This is a genomic window from Mesotoga sp. UBA5825, from assembly GCF_002432955.1.
GTDB lineage: Bacteria > Thermotogota > Thermotogae > Petrotogales > Kosmotogaceae > Mesotoga.
In genome coordinates this window covers 37,316-55,006 of sequence record NZ_DJHG01000042.1, presented here as the reverse complement: position 1 = coordinate 55,006, position 17,691 = coordinate 37,316, and the positions used below count along the sequence as shown (strand labels likewise).

Annotated in this window: 16 protein-coding genes; 13 read left to right on the top strand and 3 right to left on the bottom strand. The window is 48.2% G+C overall.

Annotated elements, in window-relative coordinates; all coding sequences use genetic code 11:
• Positions 1-1,294, bottom strand: a 1,294-nt coding sequence (locus B3N33_RS04350) for an ABC transporter substrate-binding protein (protein WP_292592268.1), incomplete at its 3' end; no start/stop codon positions are given.
• 281 nt (positions 1,295-1,575) lie between these two features.
• Positions 1,576-2,706, bottom strand: a complete 1,131-nt coding sequence (locus tag B3N33_RS04345; protein WP_292592266.1) for an MFS transporter — start codon at positions 2,704-2,706, stop codon at positions 1,576-1,578.
• 72 nt (positions 2,707-2,778) lie between these two features.
• Between B3N33_RS04345 and B3N33_RS04340 the strand changes: the two genes are divergently transcribed.
• Positions 2,779-3,723: a glycerophosphodiester phosphodiesterase family protein gene (locus B3N33_RS04340; RefSeq protein WP_292592264.1), complete on the top strand. Its 945-nt coding sequence runs from the start codon at positions 2,779-2,781 to the stop codon at positions 3,721-3,723.
• Positions 3,724-3,831: 108 nt separating this feature from the next.
• On the opposite strand, the gene B3N33_RS04335 is transcribed toward B3N33_RS04340, so the two are convergent.
• Positions 3,832-4,755, bottom strand: coding sequence for an ABC transporter ATP-binding protein (locus B3N33_RS04335; RefSeq protein ID WP_292592262.1), 924 nt, complete (start codon positions 4,753-4,755; stop codon positions 3,832-3,834).
• A gap of 215 nt (positions 4,756-4,970) precedes the next feature.
• Here B3N33_RS04335 and B3N33_RS04330 point away from each other — a divergent pair, with 215 nt between their 5' ends.
• The 12 genes from B3N33_RS04330 to B3N33_RS04275 are packed head-to-tail and all read left to right on the top strand — an operon-like array spanning position 4,971 to position 17,690.
• Entirely contained in the window at positions 4,971-6,170 is a 1,200-nt protein-coding gene (locus tag B3N33_RS04330) for a YgeY family selenium metabolism-linked hydrolase (protein ID WP_349682096.1), read from the top strand.
• A gap of 16 nt (positions 6,171-6,186) precedes the next feature.
• Positions 6,187-7,176, top strand: a complete 990-nt coding sequence (locus tag B3N33_RS04325) for an ornithine carbamoyltransferase (protein ID WP_103134160.1) — start codon at positions 6,187-6,189, stop codon at positions 7,174-7,176.
• Positions 7,173-8,555, top strand: a complete 1,383-nt coding sequence (locus tag B3N33_RS04320; protein ID WP_292592258.1) for a dihydroorotase — start codon at positions 7,173-7,175, stop codon at positions 8,553-8,555. Before B3N33_RS04325 ends, B3N33_RS04320 begins: the two co-directional genes overlap by 4 nt.
• Positions 8,546-9,844 (top strand): amidohydrolase family protein, encoded by a 1,299-nt coding sequence (locus B3N33_RS04315; RefSeq protein ID WP_214060459.1) that lies wholly within the window; start codon positions 8,546-8,548, stop codon positions 9,842-9,844. Before B3N33_RS04320 ends, B3N33_RS04315 begins: the two co-directional genes overlap by 10 nt.
• Before the next feature lie 11 nt (positions 9,845-9,855).
• A complete protein-coding gene (locus tag B3N33_RS04310) occupies positions 9,856-10,935 on the top strand; it encodes a 4Fe-4S binding protein (protein ID WP_292592255.1) in 1,080 nt (359 codons plus the stop codon).
• Positions 10,932-12,164 (top strand): threonine synthase, encoded by a 1,233-nt coding sequence (gene thrC, locus B3N33_RS04305; RefSeq protein WP_292592253.1) that lies wholly within the window; start codon positions 10,932-10,934, stop codon positions 12,162-12,164. Before B3N33_RS04310 ends, thrC begins: the two co-directional genes overlap by 4 nt.
• On the top strand, positions 12,161-12,637 hold the full coding sequence (locus tag B3N33_RS04300) for a (2Fe-2S)-binding protein (RefSeq protein ID WP_214078237.1): 477 nt from the start codon (positions 12,161-12,163) through the stop codon (positions 12,635-12,637). The genes thrC and B3N33_RS04300 overlap by 4 nt, the downstream gene beginning before the upstream one ends.
• Positions 12,627-13,244 carry a nucleotidyltransferase family protein gene (locus B3N33_RS04295; protein ID WP_214060091.1) on the top strand — a complete coding sequence of 206 codons (618 nt, stop codon included), beginning with the start codon at positions 12,627-12,629 and terminating at the stop codon, positions 13,242-13,244. Before B3N33_RS04300 ends, B3N33_RS04295 begins: the two co-directional genes overlap by 11 nt.
• A 5-nt stretch (positions 13,245-13,249) precedes the next feature.
• On the top strand, positions 13,250-14,089 hold the full coding sequence (locus tag B3N33_RS04290) for an FAD binding domain-containing protein (protein ID WP_214060092.1): 840 nt from the start codon (positions 13,250-13,252) through the stop codon (positions 14,087-14,089).
• Entirely contained in the window at positions 14,079-14,915 is an 837-nt protein-coding gene (locus tag B3N33_RS04285) for an FAD binding domain-containing protein (protein WP_099829366.1), read from the top strand. Before B3N33_RS04290 ends, B3N33_RS04285 begins: the two co-directional genes overlap by 11 nt.
• Positions 14,912-15,385, top strand: coding sequence for a (2Fe-2S)-binding protein (locus B3N33_RS04280; RefSeq protein ID WP_102819332.1), 474 nt, complete (start codon positions 14,912-14,914; stop codon positions 15,383-15,385). Before B3N33_RS04285 ends, B3N33_RS04280 begins: the two co-directional genes overlap by 4 nt.
• Positions 15,378-17,690 carry a xanthine dehydrogenase family protein molybdopterin-binding subunit gene (locus B3N33_RS04275; protein ID WP_292592250.1) on the top strand — a complete coding sequence of 771 codons (2,313 nt, stop codon included), beginning with the start codon at positions 15,378-15,380 and terminating at the stop codon, positions 17,688-17,690. Before B3N33_RS04280 ends, B3N33_RS04275 begins: the two co-directional genes overlap by 8 nt.
• Position 17,691: the final 1 nt, after the last annotated feature.

Here is a 17,691-nt window from a genome sequence, read left to right as displayed (position 1 = left end):
ACTTGCCGTAGATCAATGTGTATTCTTCAAGAATAGTGTTCGCCTTTTTTGCCGCATCGTCGAGAATTCTCTTCGCTTCTGCTTCGAAATTCGTTCCGGTGTACTGTATAGCCTTTTCAATAGCCCCATCAACGACATCTCTGATGGCAACGAAATTGCCGAGTCTCACTCCCTGAGCCTCGGGAATTCTCGTTCCCGAAAGTATCTGAAGGAAGGCGGTAAGGTGATTTGGATTTTCGGCAAACCAACCTTCGTCCATGAGTTTCTTGACTGCACTATTGGTGGTTGGGAAGTAACCCGTCGACTTATGCCACTCGGCAGTAACTTCAGTCTTCATAAGGTACTGGAAGAATTTCCAGATCGCCTCATATTCTTCGTCTGTATGACCCTTCATTACCCATAGCGTTGCTCCGCCAATGACGGAATTTCCCTTCGGATAACCTGGCATAACCGGCAGGAAGGTTGTTCCCATCTCGAAATCGGCTTTCGACTCAATTGAGCTGACAGAAGATGTAGACTGAATCAACATTGCAACCTGCTTGGTAAGGAATGCCTGGTTTGCGTCATACTCTCTGCCGCCGTAAAGGAAGACTTTCGCCTGAGCCCATTTTATCCACTCCGCCAGGACCTTGACACCGAAGTCTCCGTTGAAGAAAACCTCCGTTGCCTTGCCCACTCTACCATTCTCATTGTTCGAGTAGAACTGGCCATGTACCGAGTGCATCTGCTCGAAGACCCATGCCGGCCAGCCAAAAGAGATTCCTCCCTGTGCCGCCCCTGATTCGACTATCTTCTTTCCCATCTCGTATAGTTCATCGAAGGTCGACGGCGGTTTGTTCGGATCGAGGCCAGCGGCTCTGAAAATGTCTTTGTTGTAGTATAGGATGGCACTTGACGAGTTGAAAGGCATTGAGTAAAGCTTGTCTCCAACTGTGTAATAGTCAAGAATTGGGCCGATCACGTCTCCCCAGTCGAAATCGGGACCCGCCAGCTCAAAAACCGGCTTGATCGCATTGCTGTCAAGCATAGTTTGAAGTCCAACCTCGTAAACCTGTACAACATGAGGTGCATCTCCTGCTCGATACGAAGCGATCGCCTTGGTTAGGGTCTCTGCGTATGAACCGGTGAACTGTGCTATTACTTCGATGTCAGGATTCTCCAAATTGAATCCTTCGATGATAGCATCGACCGCACCCAATCTGCTGCCACTCATTGCATGCCAGAAGTTGATAGTGGTCTTTCCGAAAGCAAAGATTGACAAGCACAGAAGAACCAGTACAAGAAGCTTTTTCATAAAGAACCCTCCCTTTTCAGAAATTGAAAACAGCAGAATACCAAACTAATTATAACACCAAGAGTTACCCCGCAAGAAGCTCGCTAAGAAGCTAGCAGAGTTGAATATCACACGTAAGACCCAGCATACCGCTTCGTTCTCGTTATTTGAAAAGAAAGAACCGCTCACAAACCCTTCCGAAAAACTGATCCACAATTCATCCCGGAGGTTATTTGAGACTCACATCAAGCAATGAAACATTATTTCGAGAGATACATCTCAGTTCTTGGATCCGGTGGGTTTCATCTGGAATTCGATCGCGATCTTAGAATCGCGAAGTAAACGCCCGTCATTAAGATTGCAGATAGAAGCCCGACAAATCCGAAGAGTCTGAATGCAAAGAAGACTGAGAATTTATCGATAATTATTCCTCCTCCGATTGACCCCACGATGAAAGTCAATCCCGACCTCACAATCCAGAAGACACTCTGAGCAGCAATCATCCGCCTACCCGAAAGACCGTAATGGATGAAGTGAAAAAGGGAGTAATACATTAGAATATACGTCAACCCGTGTAAAGACTCCACCAAATAGAGCGCATATACGTTTGTCGCAAAGGAGACAAGAATCATCCTGACTCCAATTACCGCCATGCCGAATAGCAGGATTTTCATACTGCCGATTTTCTCGATTATCCTGTCGGCAACCAACAAGAAAGGAATCTCTGAAAGAGCGGTAATTGCAAAGACAACCCCCACGACCGACGGATCCATACCGTTCTGTCTTGTGAAGACCGCAATGAAAGAATTATGGAAGGAGTTCAAAGTAATTCCGAAAAACATTCCGACAGTCATCAAAGAAAACTGAAGAAGAGAACCTGCACTGGCAGGGTTTTCCGGGGCTTCAGTTCTCGATTCACCGGGTCTTCTCTTGAGGAACATCGGTGAGAAGGCCAGAACAATGGAGGTGGCTGCAAATAACCAGAAGAAACTGATCCCGACGAGACTGCTTAACAAGAGAGAAGTAACTGCAAACCCTATCGTGCCAAAAAGCCTCACACGATCAAAACGACCTCCAGTAGTCTTAAGAATCGTCATAATAATCGAATCACCCAGTGGAACAACTGCCGAAAAAAAGAGAGAGAAGAGAATCATGAAGAGTAAGGATGTCAAGAAATCGCTGGTGGCAAAAATGGGCCAGATACATACGGCTGAAGAAAGAGATACGATATAATAGATTTTGTTCTGACCAAGTCTAGAGCTGATTTTAAACCACAAGGGGCTGGAAACTAGCGAGACGACAGGCAGTACCGCCATCAGTATTCCGATTTCGGTTGGTGAATAACCGGAGATGTCGAAATATTGACTAAGCAGATTCTTAGTCGCCAAGCTCGCATATATTAGAGCTTCAAAGAATAGTATATTAAGATTCAACGCAATCTCCCCCCACGCAACTAGTGGAAATTATACAACTTGCAATTCAAAAAGACTGAATGGAGTGTGACTATGAGACTTATCTTGAAATCAATGGCCATTATCGTCATTCTTCTTATTTCAACGGCACTTTCCGCGACCGCAGAGTTCGATGTACAGGGGCACCGCGGCTGCAGAGGTCTCATGCCCGAGAATACGATCGCCGCCTTCGGGTACGCACTAGAATTGGGCGTTGACACTATTGAACTTGACACTGTAATCACCAGTGACGGCGTTGTCGTCATTAACCATGAGCCGTATCTGAATACACAGCGAACGAGAAAGGACGGGGAATTCATAAAGGATCGGTTATTGATAAAAGACCTTACTTTCGAAGAGCTTAGAAAGTACGACATAGGAAGAACTGTCAATCCTGAAGATTGGCCCGAACAACTTCAAATGGATGGACAGGCTATACTCTCTCTCGAAGAGGTTCTTGACCTGGTCCGGCAACACAATGAGAAGTCTGCAAAGGAAGTGAGAGTTAACATAGAGATCAAGCACTTTCCTGAGAGACCTCAGGATACCGTCGATCTTAGAGAACACGTTAGAAAAGTTCTTGAAGTTGTTTCCAGATTCGGCTTCGAAGAACTGTCAACGATACAGTCTTTCAACTGGGAAGCTATCAAGATTTCTAGGGAGTTGGAACCATCCGTTGAAACGGTCGCCCTAATTTCAAGCACAAATCTCGATAAAACGATATGGACTGCCGGTCTGAGATTGAGGAACTTCGGATTCGACATAGGGAAGATGCTTGCCAGTATCGGCTGCAGTGTCATCTCTCCTAACTACACACTCATGACCGAGGGATGGATAGAGAGCGCTCACAGATACGGACTGAAGATCATCCCCTGGACCGTAAACGAGGTCCTGGAGATGGAGAGACTGATAGACCTTGGAGTAGATGGAATCATTACGGATTATCCCGACAGACTAATAGAACTTCTCTCGAGCAGACAGAAAAGCCTTTCTCATTAGAGAAAGGCCTCTCATAAGAACGTTTTACACATCACCAAGTAGATTATACCGCAACCAGAAGGTTTTTCGTCGCAATTTCAGCCAATAGAGATGGTAAAACACACTTGATTATAGACTGAAAGACCTGGTGATGCTTATGAAAACCGAATCAAGGTCTTTGCACTCCAGTGGAAGCAGTACTGTGACATTCTCCCCTCTGAGCTTTCCACTGCAGAGTATGCGTCTCGAATCAAAAGGACCGCAGTGTTCTGGTGAGAATTCCTCCCCTTCTTCGTCCAGTTGAACATCCTGGGGTCTGAAGGACGCATCACCCACCCTGTTGACTCCCATCGAAGAAAAGAGCTCCATCACAAAATGCGAAGTCGGATCTTCGTATATCTCTGTTGGCGGGCCATGCTGAACTATTGCTCCATCATACATGACGTACACTCTATCCGCAACTGCCATCGCATCTTCGGGATCGTTCAATACTATGAGCACAGACTCTCCAAGAGCAATCAGCAGCCTCTTGATCATCAGTCTCAGCTCGGTTCTGATCTTCTTGTCGAGTCTCTCGAACGGTTCATCAAGCATGATGATGTTGAATTTCTTTACCGTCTCTCTTGCGAATGCCGTCAACTTCTTCATTCCGGCCGGCAACTCTTTCGGCCAACGATCAAGGTAGTCAGAAAGGCCATCGAGTTCATCGGCTCTTCTACTTACCTTTTCGTTTGCCTCCTTGTCCTTCATTACTGTGAGAGGAAAGGCAATGTTGTCATGGGTATCCATGTGGGGAAACAAGGCATTGTCCTGAAAGACAAAAGCAAGGCCCCTGAGATGGGGCTCAAGGAAAGTAACGTCCTGCCCGTTGATCTCGACAGTACCCGAGAGCGTTTCGTGTAGCCCCGCAATAGATCTTAACAGGAGAGTCTTTCCACAGCCTGATGGTCCAATCAAACCTACGATTTCGCCCTTTTCAATTGATAGATCGACAGGCCCGAGGTCGAACTTCCCGATCCTGCTTGTCAGATTCTTCACATCGAGAGTCTTCATACAATCACCCCCAACATAAATTATAGCTTCAGAGCAAGACAAAGCCCTTCATCCTGAGACTCCCTCATGCTGAATACTTGCACTGACTTGATCGCCTTCCGTTGAGAACCGGAACGAGTCGAGCTATACTATTACCAAAGCCTCTGTCGGTTCTCTTGTTACTTTTTTTTGCAATGTATAAGAAGTTATAATAAAGAAAATACTCGTGTATAGGAGTGACAAACGTGTCAAGACATCTACTTACCAAGGCTGAATCACACCGTGAGGAACTTGCCGCTTTTCTAAGCGATCTCGTAAGCATCAAGAGCTTTTCTGCCGGTGAAAAGGAGGTTGTCCAGAGAATTCGCGAAGAGATGGACAAGGTGGGCTTCGACGAAGTCATAGTCGATGGTCTGGGAAACATCATGGGTAGAATCGGATCGGGCAAGAAAGTGATTGCCATGGACGCACATATCGATACCGTAGAAGTGGGAAATGAAAAGCTCTGGAAGGTAGATCCTTTCGGAGGAGTTGTTAGAGATGGCATAATCTACGGGAGAGGTGCTTCCGATCAAAAAGCTGGAATGGCTGCAATGGTCTACGGGGCAAAGATAATGAAAGAAGAGGGACTGCTGGGAGATTTCACTCTCTACGTTACAGGAACTGTGATGGAAGAGGATTGCGATGGCCTCTGCTGGAGGTACATAGTTCAGGAAGACGGCATTAGGCCTGACTTCGTGGTCATTACCGAACCGACGAATCTAAATATCTACAGGGGGCACAGGGGAAGAATGGAGCTTCAAATAAAAACCTCGGGGCTTTCCTGTCACGCGAGCGCACCCGAACGGGGAGTCAATGCTATCTACAAGATGGGCCGTATCATACAGGAGATAGAGAGGCTCAATGAGAGGATAAAGGATGACGCTTTCCTAGGGAAGGGGACGATAGCCGTTACTCAGATATTCTTCAAATCTCCCTCCCAAAACGCAGTGGCCGACGAATGCACCATCCAGCTAGACAGGAGGTTGACGGCGGGAGAGACAAAAGAGACGGTAGTAAAAGAACTGGAAGAGGCCATTCAAATGGCCGGAGAAGAGGCAGAAATCGTCGAGCTCTTCTATGAAAGGCCTTCCTATACGGGAACTGTGTATCCCGTCGAGAAGTACTTCCCAACATGGGTAATGGACGAGAAAAGTGAGATTGTCAAGAAGACTGTTGGCGCTTACAGAGAGGTATTCGGTGAAGAACCCTTCGTAGATAAATGGACATTCTCGACAAATGGAATAGCAACAGCAGGTGTCTTTTCGATACCGACGATCGGATTCGGGCCCGCTAACGAGATCTACGCGCACAGTCCCGATGATCAGTGCCCCGTCGACCATCTGGTTAAGGCAGCGGCTATGTACGCTCTTCTTCCTTTAAGGCTTTCACAATAGATTAGGAGGTAATAGGATGAGTAGCATTTTGAGAGGCAGAGACTTCATCACCACACAGGACTTTGACAGAACGGAGATTGATCTGATGCTCGATCTATCTTCCGATCTGAAAAGGAGATTTGCAACGAGCGAACCGACCCCTTTGCTTCCTTATCAAACGGTGTTCTTGATGTTCTTCGATCAATCAACTAGAACACGCAACTCGATGGAAGCGGGAATAACACAGCTGGGCGGACACGCTCACTATCTGGATCCTTCGACGATGCAGACTGCGCACGGAGAGGTTCCTAGAGATACCGCGATGATTCTTTCGAGATACGGCCACGCAATCGCTGTAAGGCACTGCAAGTTCAAGGCGGGAAATCCTTATCTGAGATCTCTTGCCGAACACGCGGATGTCCCAATTCTGAATCTGCAGGATGATGTCTATCATCCTATGCAGGTTATGGCCGATATGATGACGATTAGAGAGAGATTTGGAACGAATCTCAACGGCCTGAAGGTCGCGATAACATGGGCTTATGCCGAAAGCCATCTCAAGCCTCTTTCCGTTCCACAGTCCCAGATTCTTCTCTTCACGAGATACGGTATGGACGTTAAGCTGGCCTATCCGAAGGGCTTCGATTTGATGCCCGACATAGTTGATCAGGCAAAGCAAAACGCCGAGAACAGCGGGGCCAAGTTCGATATACTTCACGACATGGATGAGGCATTCAAAGATGCAGATATTGTGATTCCGAAGTCATGGGGTGGCTTCTACGTCTCAGAAGATCCTCAGGAAATCATGGAAGAAGTGAGAAAGAATAAAGACTGGATTTGCACCCCTGAGAGAATGAAGCTTGCAAACAGGAGAGCGGTCTACATGCATGCTCTTCCCGCGGATAGGGGCAGAGAGGTCGTCGACGAGGTAATAGACGGTCCTCAGTCAATCGTTATAGACGAGGCGGAGAACAGACTTCACACAGCTAAGGCTATAATGGCGCTTACTATGGGCGGAAGACCGTGAGTTTCGACCTCGCCCTGGAAAACGGTACGATTTGCGCAGGAAACAGTGTCTTTCCTGCCAATCTCTATGTTTCAGGCGAGGAAATCGCGGCGATATCTGCAACCCGGAGCAGTTTCCCGGCACGCGAGATCCTTGACTGCTCCGGATTGTTTCTCTTGCCGGGATTCATCGATCCTCACGTACACCTTTCGTTGAATCTGGGAAGATATACGTCCGTTGACGACTTCGATTCGGGATCTGCTCTTGCAATCAGCGGGGGAGTAACCACGCTGATAGATTTTCTCGATCCCGTTTCCAGTCTTTTAGACTTTGAGAAAGCAAAGAAGAGTCGAATGCAGACGGCAGCAGACAGCAGGATAGATTACGCTTTCCACGTAACGCTTGCAGGAAGTCCTGGATTTTCCGCCGAAGAGATAGCCAGAGCTGCAATAGCCGAGAAGATGCCTTCTATAAAAATCTTCACGACATATAGTTCTTCCGATCGCAGAACAAGCGACGGAATGATCCTCAACCTGCTCTCGCTCTCAAGTAAGCTTGGGTTCGTTCTGCTGGCCCATGCGGAAAACGATGAAATGATAACTGAGACCGTTTCCGGTTTCGTAAGTCCTACTTTCAAAGATCTCTCGGATCTGAGACCGACTATTAGCGAGATGACCGAAGTAGTCAAGCTCGCCTTGATGTCTATGGACAAACAGGGCCAGCTGTACATCGTACATCTTTCCAGCGGCGAAACCGCAAAGACTCTCGGCTTGATCAATGTCAACTGGAAAGACTCTACAAGACTTGAAACCTGTCCTCAGTACCTACTGCTGGACAATAGCCCGCTACTCGGCGAGCAAGGTTATCTTAATACTTACTGCCCACCTCCAAGGAGCGCACAGGAGCGACTGCTTCTTGTCTCTTCGTTGAGAGAGGGGGAGATCTCATCGATGGGCACGGATCACTGTCCATTCCTTAGGCAAGAGAAACTCGAGAATCGAGATGACTATTTGTCGATGCCGAACGGCTCTGGATCGCTAGGCCTATCCTTTTCCACCGCAAACACTTTGCTTGAAGGCGACCTCACAAGAGTCTCTTCTCTGCTTTCAACAAACGCGGCCAAGACGTTCGGATTGTTTCCAAAGAGAGGGCTGCTGGCTCCCGGATCTATCGCAGATATCGCCGTTGTCGATAAGGATGCAGAGATTACCGTCTCAAGATCGCCTTTCACAAGATCCGACCACTCTCTTTTCGATGGCATGAAGCTAAAGGGAAGGGTGGAAGCGGTAGTTCAAAGAGGCAGAGTCGCCTACAAAGACGGTGAAGTTCTGCTTCCCAGGGCTTCGGGACGCTTCATCGAACGCGAATCAATTCGTTGGGAGGATGCTTCATGCAAATAAATGGAGTTTCTATTTTCACAAATGATGGAGAATTCATAGAAAAGGGATACGTGAGGGTAGAGAACGGGGAGATTGTGAAGGTCTCTTCAGGCGAAAGCAGCTATGATGGCGAGAATCTGCACTTAGACGGAAAGCTCTTGATGCCTTCGCTGGTAAATGCCCATACGCATATTTACTCAACTTTCTCTCGCGGATTGGGGGTCTCTCCCTTCAATCCATCCTCGTTCACAAAACTGCTGGAAGAGTTGTGGTGGAGACTGGATAAAGCCCTTACTCTTGAAGATCTTGAGATCTCGGCTTATGTGGCTTCAATCGAGTCGCTTAAGGCAGGCGTTACATCTCTCTTCGACCACAACTCTTCGCCAAACGCGATAGATGGTTCTCTGAAGAGAATCGCCGCTTCCGTCAACGATGTCGGTTTGAGGTACTGTGGAGCTTATGAGGTCTCGGACAGAGACGGATTGGAAAAACGCGACAGGGGAATAAGAGAGAATCTCGAGTTCAGCAGGGAGTCGACGCAGTACAAGAAAGGGGTTTTCGGTTTCCACGCTTCCTTCACTCTCTCAAAAGAGACACTGTCGCTGGCTTCAAAAGAGATAGCTGGTAAGCTTCCCATACACGTTCATGTTGCAGAGGGCCCCGAGGACCAGGAGCACACGATTGGCGTATATGACCAGAGAGTACTGGAGCGCTTCCATAGAGCCGGGCTCATGACAGAGAACTCAATCTACGCCCACTGCATTCACACTACACCATCTGAGAGGGGCCTGATAAAGAACACAAAGGGCTACATCGTGGTAAATTGCCAGTCGAATATCAACAATGGTGTTGGATTTCCTGAATGGAAACGCTTTAGAGAAGAGGGAGCTGCAGTGCTGGTAGGAAACGATGGTTACGGATTCAATCTCAGCAACGATGTAAGGTTCATGATTCTCGGTCCTCACTACATCCAACGCGATCCGAAAGCCAGCTATTCAGGAGATCTAAACCCTTCTCTCTTTGGAGCGAACTACGAACTTGCAACCAGAACGTTTGGAGCAAACATTGGAACGATTCGCGAGGGAAGCTCCGCAGATCTGATCGTACTCAACTACCGAAGTCCGACCGAAATCACGGCAGAGAATTTCGTGGATCATTTCTTCTTTGGAATCTGCGACAACATTTCGGTAAGCGATGTGTTCGTCGGTGGCGAGAGGGTCCTAGCGCAAGGAGTACCGACAAAAGTCGACGAAGAGATTATTTATAGAGAGGCAAGAAGGTTGTACAAAGCATTTGAGAAGAGATTCTAGGAGGTGCTTTCGTGAATCTTTCGACAGAAGTGGCGGGTATTTCCCTTAAGAATCCATTGATGCCTGCCTCCGGTCCTCTTACAGGGGATCATAGGAAGATGCTCGCACTGGAAGCCATGGGAGTCGGAGCTATGGTTACGAAGACGATATCTACAGTAGCAGCTAAGGTCCCGAGACCTTGCATAGTAGCGGATAAGGACTTCGTAATCAATACTGAGCTTTGGAGCGAGTTCCCTCCTGACATGTGGTTTGAGGAGTTTCTACCGCAATACAAGAAATCATCAAGTCTTCCTCTGATAGTCAGTCTAGGTTACTCACCTGAAGATCTTCGAAAGCTGGTCCCGTTATTCTCAAGGTTTGCAGATGCTTTCGAGCTGTCTACTCATTACGTCGCCGATGACCCTTCGCTTATGAAGGAGTTGGTCTCTGCCGTTAAGGAAGGCACGGACAAGCCGGTCTTTCTGAAGTTCGACCCATCTGTGCCTGATCCGGCTGAAATGGCAAAGGCCGTCCAGGACTCCGGTGGCGACGGAATCGTTGCAATAAACTCGCTTGGACCGGTCTATCCGCTGGACAGGAGGGTGAATCGTTCGTTTTTGGGAAGCAGTGATGGGTTTGGCTGGATAAGCGGTCCCGTAATCAAGAAGCTTTCCCTCTCATCAGTAAGGAGAATACGCGAGGGCTGTTCTCTGCCGATTATAGGTGTCGGTGGCATTCAAAGCGCAGATGATGTAATTGACTTTCTCTCTTGCGGCGCATCCGCGGTGCAGATGCTTTCTGGAGCTCTGATAAAAGGCAAAGACCTCTTCAAAAGGATAGTAGACACTCTTCCGTTGGCTCTCGAGAAGAGAGGGTTCGATAGTGTAATAGATGCGATCGACTCTGCTGAAATACAGAAAGAGTCCTTTGAGGTGAGAAATCCGCTTATCGATCACGAGAAATGTACCAGATGTGGATTGTGTGTTGCGGTTTGCCCTTACTTTGCACTGAGGTTGGATGACAAAGTGGAAGTGGATCCGTCTGAGTGTTTCGGTTGCGGGCTTTGCGAATCTCGCTGTCCCGTTAGCGCCATCGGGGGTGTACTGGTTTGAGCAAATATCTTCTGAAGTGCATCACTTGTGGTAAGGAATTCGCAAAAGACGAAGTAGACTACTACTGCCCCGATTGCGATGATCGTAAGGGGACCCTCGAAGTCGTTTACGATTTTGCGCTTGTGAGGAAGGAATTTGAGTTCAGTTTGACTTCTCTTCAAAAGAGGGGAATCTGGGCCTTTGACTTCCTTCTGCCGTTTGAAGGGAAAATCGATTTCCCTGAGCTGCTTGTTGGCAATACACCGCTCTACAAGAGTCCTTCTCTTTCGAGGAAATACGGAATTCGGGAAGTCTTGATAAAAGACGACGGAAGAAACCCGACAGCATCTTTCAAAGACAGGGCAAGCGCCATTGCTGTAGCAAAGGCAATGGAAAAGGGGTTCGACACCATCTTCTGTGCCTCGACGGGAAATGCAGCCAGTTCTCTATCGGGACTTTCGGCCGTATCTGGCTTGAAGAGCGTTATCTTCGTGCCTTCAACCGCCCCTGTGGCGAAAATCACACAACTGCAGGTGTATGGTTCAAAGATTCTTGCGATAGAAGCAAGTTATGACAGAGTATTCGATCTCTCTATGGAGATAGGGATGTCTATGGGTTGGTATTGTAGAAACAGCGCGATCAATCCCTATCTACTGGAAGGGAAGAAAACCTGCGCGTTGGAACTCGCTTTCGAGATGGAGGACGATCTCCCTGATTTCATATTCGTTTCGGCCGGCGACGGGACTGTTCTCTCAAGTTTCTACAAGGGCTTTGAGGATATGAAGGAGTTGGGTCTCATCGAGAAAGTTCCGAAGATAGCCGGAATCCAGGCCGAAGGCTCTGCTGCGATCAAGAAGACCTATGAAGCGGGCTTCCCTTTCGAACCGATCGATCTTGAAGCAACCACAGTAGCCGACAGCATATGTGTTGGAAAACCAAGAGACGTCATAAAGGCCTGTCACTACACAGAAGCGCATGACGGTCTCCTTCTCTCGGTTTCGGACAACGAAATCCTTAAGAGTATAATAGAACTTGCGAGGGAAACCGGAGTGTTCGCCGAACCGGCCGGTGCAACTGCATTTGCGGGCTTCAAGAAGGCTAGGAAGCTTGGACTCGTAGGTGAAAAGGACCGAGTAGTGATAGTTGTCACCGGCAACGGACTTAAGGACCTCAAGAACGTTTCTGCGGTTCTTCCCGAAGTACGGATTCTGCCGCCGGATAGAGATGCAATCGAGGAGGCACTGAAATGAAGATCAGCTTCATTCTAAACAATGAGAAGCATACACAGGAAGTAAGAGAAGATATGCGATTACTCGATTTTCTGCGTGATGAAATGGGGCTTACCGGAACAAAGGAAGGCTGCGGTGAGGGAGAGTGTGGAGCATGCACGGTCATTATTGATGGCAAAGCAGTCAACTCCTGCCTGGTTCTTGTTCCCGAAATCGACGGTTCTGAAGTGGTTACAATCGAAGGTCTTTCCAGGAGCGGCGAACTCGACCCGATTCAGCAGACTTTCATTGATGAAGGGGCCGTCCAATGTGGATTCTGTACGCCGGGGATGATAATGTCGGCGAAAGCCCTTCTGGACAGAAATTCAGCCCCAAGTGATGAAGAGATTATGGAAGCCATAGAGGGAAATCTCTGCAGATGCACTGGTTACTACAAAATTATCCAAGCAATCCGCAAAGCGACAGAGAGCCTCGCTAAGACAGATGAAAAGTGATTCCATAGTACTGCTACTTCTGGCTGCGGGAGAGTCGAGACGCTTTGGCAGTGAGAAGCTTCTTGCGGACTTCGCAGGCAAGCCGATTCTGCAGTGGTCGCTGGACAGTTTTGGAACCATCGACGCAATGGGCAAGATTCTTGTGGTCAATCCTGATTTTGAACCGGAGATGTTTGAGATCGGATCGTTCCAGACGGTGATAAACGAGAACTACAAAGATGGGATTTCAACCAGCATCGTCAGGGGACTCAGAGAGTGCCCCGACAGCTGCGAAGGAATCGTTCTGGCCCTTGCAGACATGCCATTGATTACCAAAGAGGATGTGGAACGCCTGGTAGGTTCGGTAACCACTGAAGACGAGATGGTCTCCTACGTCTTTGAGGGAAAGAAAGGCTTTCCGACATATATTTCTAGAAAGGTCTTTTCCCGACTATCCAGAATAACCGGCGATAGAGGTGCCTATCAACTGGTGAAAAGCGGGCTCGCCAAGATGCGCGAGATCGAAGGCCGAAGTCACAATGTCTTCGATATTGATATTCCGGAGAGTATGAATTGTACAGACCATGGTTTAGGTATTACTGATAGCAATGGAGGATTCCGGAGGTGAAAGAGATGTCATTCAGTGTCCTTATGCCGACAAGTGAAGAAGAACTCATGTCGATTCTCTCCAGAAGCGACTGCAATATTCTCGCAGGCGGAACCGACCTACTTGTAAAAATCAGGTTGAAACGCATAGCGCCAAAAAATGTCGTGAGCCTGAGACATTTGAGGAGTTTCGGCAAGATAGAAGATCTCGGCGACTCAATAAGGGTCGGATGCAAAGTAACGATGTCCGAGCTTTTGAGCAACGAGACAATTGGAGAAGATAGCAAAATATTGAAGATGGCTTTGAGAGAAGTAGGCAGCCCACAGATCCGAAACAGAGCAACTCTCGTAGGGAACGTTGTCAATGCATCTCCTGCAGGCGATTCAATCGTTGCTCTCTTGCTCTCAAACGCGACTTTGCAGATTGTGGGCCAGTACGGGGAGAGAATTCAGAGTCTAGCCGACTTCATCAAAGGTCCAGGAGTGACATCTCTTTCAAAAGGCGAGTTTGTAAGATCCATAACTTTCGAGAAAACCGGGGGGTTCTTTCCTCAGTTCTACAAAGTTGGTCAGCGAAGTTCTATGGCCATAGCAATAGCTTCGGTAGGCTCCTTGATATCTGAATCGGAAATCAGACTCGCATTCGGCTCCGTAGCTCCCATTGTAGTTGTTCCGAAAGAGGCGTGCGAATATTATTCGAGTGAAAGGAGCTCGTTCGATGAATCGAAATTCGTCGAACTGGCCATGAAGCGCGTCTCTCCCATAGATGATGTTCGAGCAAGTCACTGGTACAGAACTACCGTTATCAGAAATCTAGTTTTCAGAACCCTAAAAGTCTGGAGAAAGAGGGGATATAATGCTGTCTAACGTGAATGAGTACTTCAGACCGGAAACCGTCGAGGAGGCATTTGAACTCATGCAACGCGACAGAGATCATTCGATATTTCTTTCCGGAGGTACGATTGTAGCTCTTATGGAGTCTTCAAGAATCGAGAAGATCATCGATCTGAAATCTCTAAGGCTTGACACGGTATCGATCACCGAAGATGAAATAGTAGTCGGCGCCTCAACGACAGTCGAGTCTTTCAGAAAGGACCCACTGATAAGAAGGGAATTCGGAGATTTCTTTTACGACGCCTTCTCTTTAGTAGGCTCATGGCAGATTAGAAATATGGCGACTATCGGCGGCTCAATCGCCCCAAAACTTGGATGGTCGGACGTAAGCACCTGTCTTCTCGCTGCTGGCTCAAGTCTCATGATCTACGGGGTCGATGGTTACCAGCGAATGCTGATCTCTGATTACTTCTCGCTACCGGCAGGTGAAAAACCTCTGATCACTCACGCGATTCTTAAGAAAGACGGCTGGTTCACGGCCTTCGAGAAGTTCTCGAAGACTACTTTCGATATTGCGACGGTCAATGTAGGCCTTTCGATCAGACCGGAGCACGGGAGAATAAGAGCGGCCAGAGTTGTTTGCGGATCTAGACCGCAGTATCCGGCAAGGTTTGAAAGTGTCGAAGCGGCAATGGTGGATCTAGAGATAAACGATGTGATGCCTTCAATAGTAAGAAGTCTCGTTTATGAGAGCTTTATTGGGGGCTCGAATATGACCGCCTCCTTCGAGTACAGAAAGCACCTTGCTTCAGTGCTGGCCCAGAGAGCTGCTGAAAAACTGAAGGGGATGATTTTATGAGAATTGCCTTTACTGTGAACGGAAGACTTCATGAACTCGATATTGACCCCGGTGAGTATCTGCTTGAAGTACTAAGGAGGATAGGCTATAAGAGCGTCAGAAGAAGCTGCAATTCTGCAAGTTGCGGAACTTGTACCGTTCTCCTGAATGGAAAGCCGATACTTTCATGTTCAACTTTTGCGGTTTCTATTGATGGTCAGAACATTGAGACCGTCGAAGGCATGGCCGATGGAGACAAGTTGCACCCAATCCAGGAGGCCATTCTCGAAGAGGGCGGAGCTCAGTGCGGATACTGTATCCCCGGGGTAGTAATGACGGGAGAAGCTCTGCTAAGAGAAAACCCGGATCCTTCCGACGAAGAGATAAGGCTCGCGCTCAACGGGAACATCTGTAGATGCACGGGATATGAGCCTCAGAATCGAGCCATAAAAAAGGCGGCCCAAGTGATGCGAGGTGAAATCGATGAATGATTCCTTCGTGACGATCGGAAAATCAATGAAGAAAGTAGACGGTCTCGCAATAGTGAGGGGAAAGCCGGCATATACACCAGACTATGATATGCCGGATGCTCTAGTTGTCAAACTTCTCAGGTCTCCTCATGCCCACGCAATTATTAGGAGTATCGACAGCTCTCAGGCTTTGAGCATACCGGGTGTAGTCGGCATCTTCACCTACCAAGATGTGGAGAGAGTTCCTTATACCAGAGCAGGTCAGGGATACCCAGAACCCTCTCCTTACGATACTTATCTCTTGGACAGAAAGGTTAGGTACGTTGGCGACCCTGTGGCAGTCGTAGCAGCAACTACCGAAAAAGCGGCTCTCAAGGCACTAAGAAAGATCAAGGTCGAATACGAGACCCTGGATGCGGTTTTTGATATGAAGGAAGCCTCAAAAGAGGGCTCTCCGATAATTCATGATGAAAGCGACTGCTCGGGTGTCTACGACAACTCCAGAAATATCGCCGCTCACTTCGTGATGGATATCGGAGACGTTGAGAAGACCCTCGAAGAATGCGAATTCGTTATCAGAAGAACATATCATGTGGACACTCAGCTCCATGCTGCACTGGAACCACACAACGCTCTCACTTATCTTGATCCTGTCGGAAGACTAGTAGTTATCTCGTCCACTCAAGTGCCTTTTCACTGCCGAAGAATTCTCTCTCGAATACTGAAGAAGCCAATTGCAGAAATCAGAGTCATAAAGCCGCGAATCGGCGGAGGATTTGGAGGTAAGCAATCGGTTATCGCAGAGCCTTACGCCGCTCTCGTTACTCTCAAGACCGGTAAACCCGCAAGAATTGCTTATACAAGAGAGGAAGTCTCGATGGCAACGAATATTCGCCACGAGATGAGCTACGATGTTATCGTCGGAGCAGCTGGAGATGGAAAGATCAAGGCCATTTCACTTCACGGAATCTCAAATACGGGGGCCTATGGAGAACACTGCCTTACAACTTTCATGGTCTCGGGATCAAAAACGTTGCCTCTGTACAACAAGGTCGACGCTGTACACTTCGGCGGAGACATAGTTTATACGAACCTCCCTCCTGCAGGAGCTTATAGAGGTTATGGAGCGCCTCAAGGGCTCTTTCCTCTCGACTGTGCTATCGATGAACTTGCCTATGAGATGAAGATGGATCCGCTGAAGCTCAAAGAGATGAACTCCATAAGAGAGGGCGAAACCTCTCCAATATTTGAAATCATGGGTGAGGGAAGGGAAGGCGTCCCTCAAATAATGAGGAGTTGCAAGCTTCAGGAGTGCATCGATCTTGGAAGAAAGGCAATTGGCTGGGACAGTAAGTGGGGAAAGAAGAAGAGAAATGGAAACAAGGTTCTCGGGGTTGGCTGTGCTCTTGCAATGCAGGGTTCGGGTATCCCGAAAATCGATATGGGCGCTGCCACAATCAAGATGAATGAAGACGGCTCATTCAATCTACTTGTGGGAGCTACGGACCTCGGCACTGGAAGCGACACAATCCTTGCTCAGATTGCCGCCGAGGTTCTAACGGTGCCTCTGGAGAAGATCATCGTCTATTCATCAGACACGGATCTGACTCCCTTTGACGTTGGCGCTTACGCGTCAAGTACAACTTATGTCTCCGGAAATGCCGTTAGGCTTGCTGCCGAGAAGGTAAAAGAAAAGGTCCTTGATCTTGCGGCCGAGTATCTGGAAAAGGATCGATCGGAACTTACGCTTGAATCCGGAGTGATCCGCGGGAAAGACGGTTCTTCCGTATCGCTATCGGAACTCTGTACGATGCATATGTACACCTTCAATCAGCAGCAGATTTCCGAGTCGGCCTCCTATGTTGGTGAAGAGTCCCCGCCACCGTTCGCCGCAAGCTTCGCTGAAGTTGAGATTGACACAGATACCGGAAAAATCACACTGGTCAACTTCGTTTCATATGCCGACTGCGGTCTCGCACTGAATCCAGTACAGGCAATGGGTCAACTTGAAGGCGGTTCGATGCAAGGCATCGGCTGGGCGCTGTACGAAGACATCATCTACGGCAAGGACGGAAGAATGTTGACTAATGATTTCTTCACCTACAAGGTTCCCTCAAGAATGGACTACGGGAAGCTTACATGCGGTCTCGTCGATAGTTACGAGCCGACGGGTCCGTTTGGAGCAAAGAGCATAGGAGAAATAGGTATCGACACACCGATTCCAGCAATCTCCAATGCAATCTTTGATGCTGCGGGCATCCGACTGAGACACGCGCCATTCAAGAGCGAAAGAGTTCTTTTCGAGATACTGAATATGGAGGTGTGAA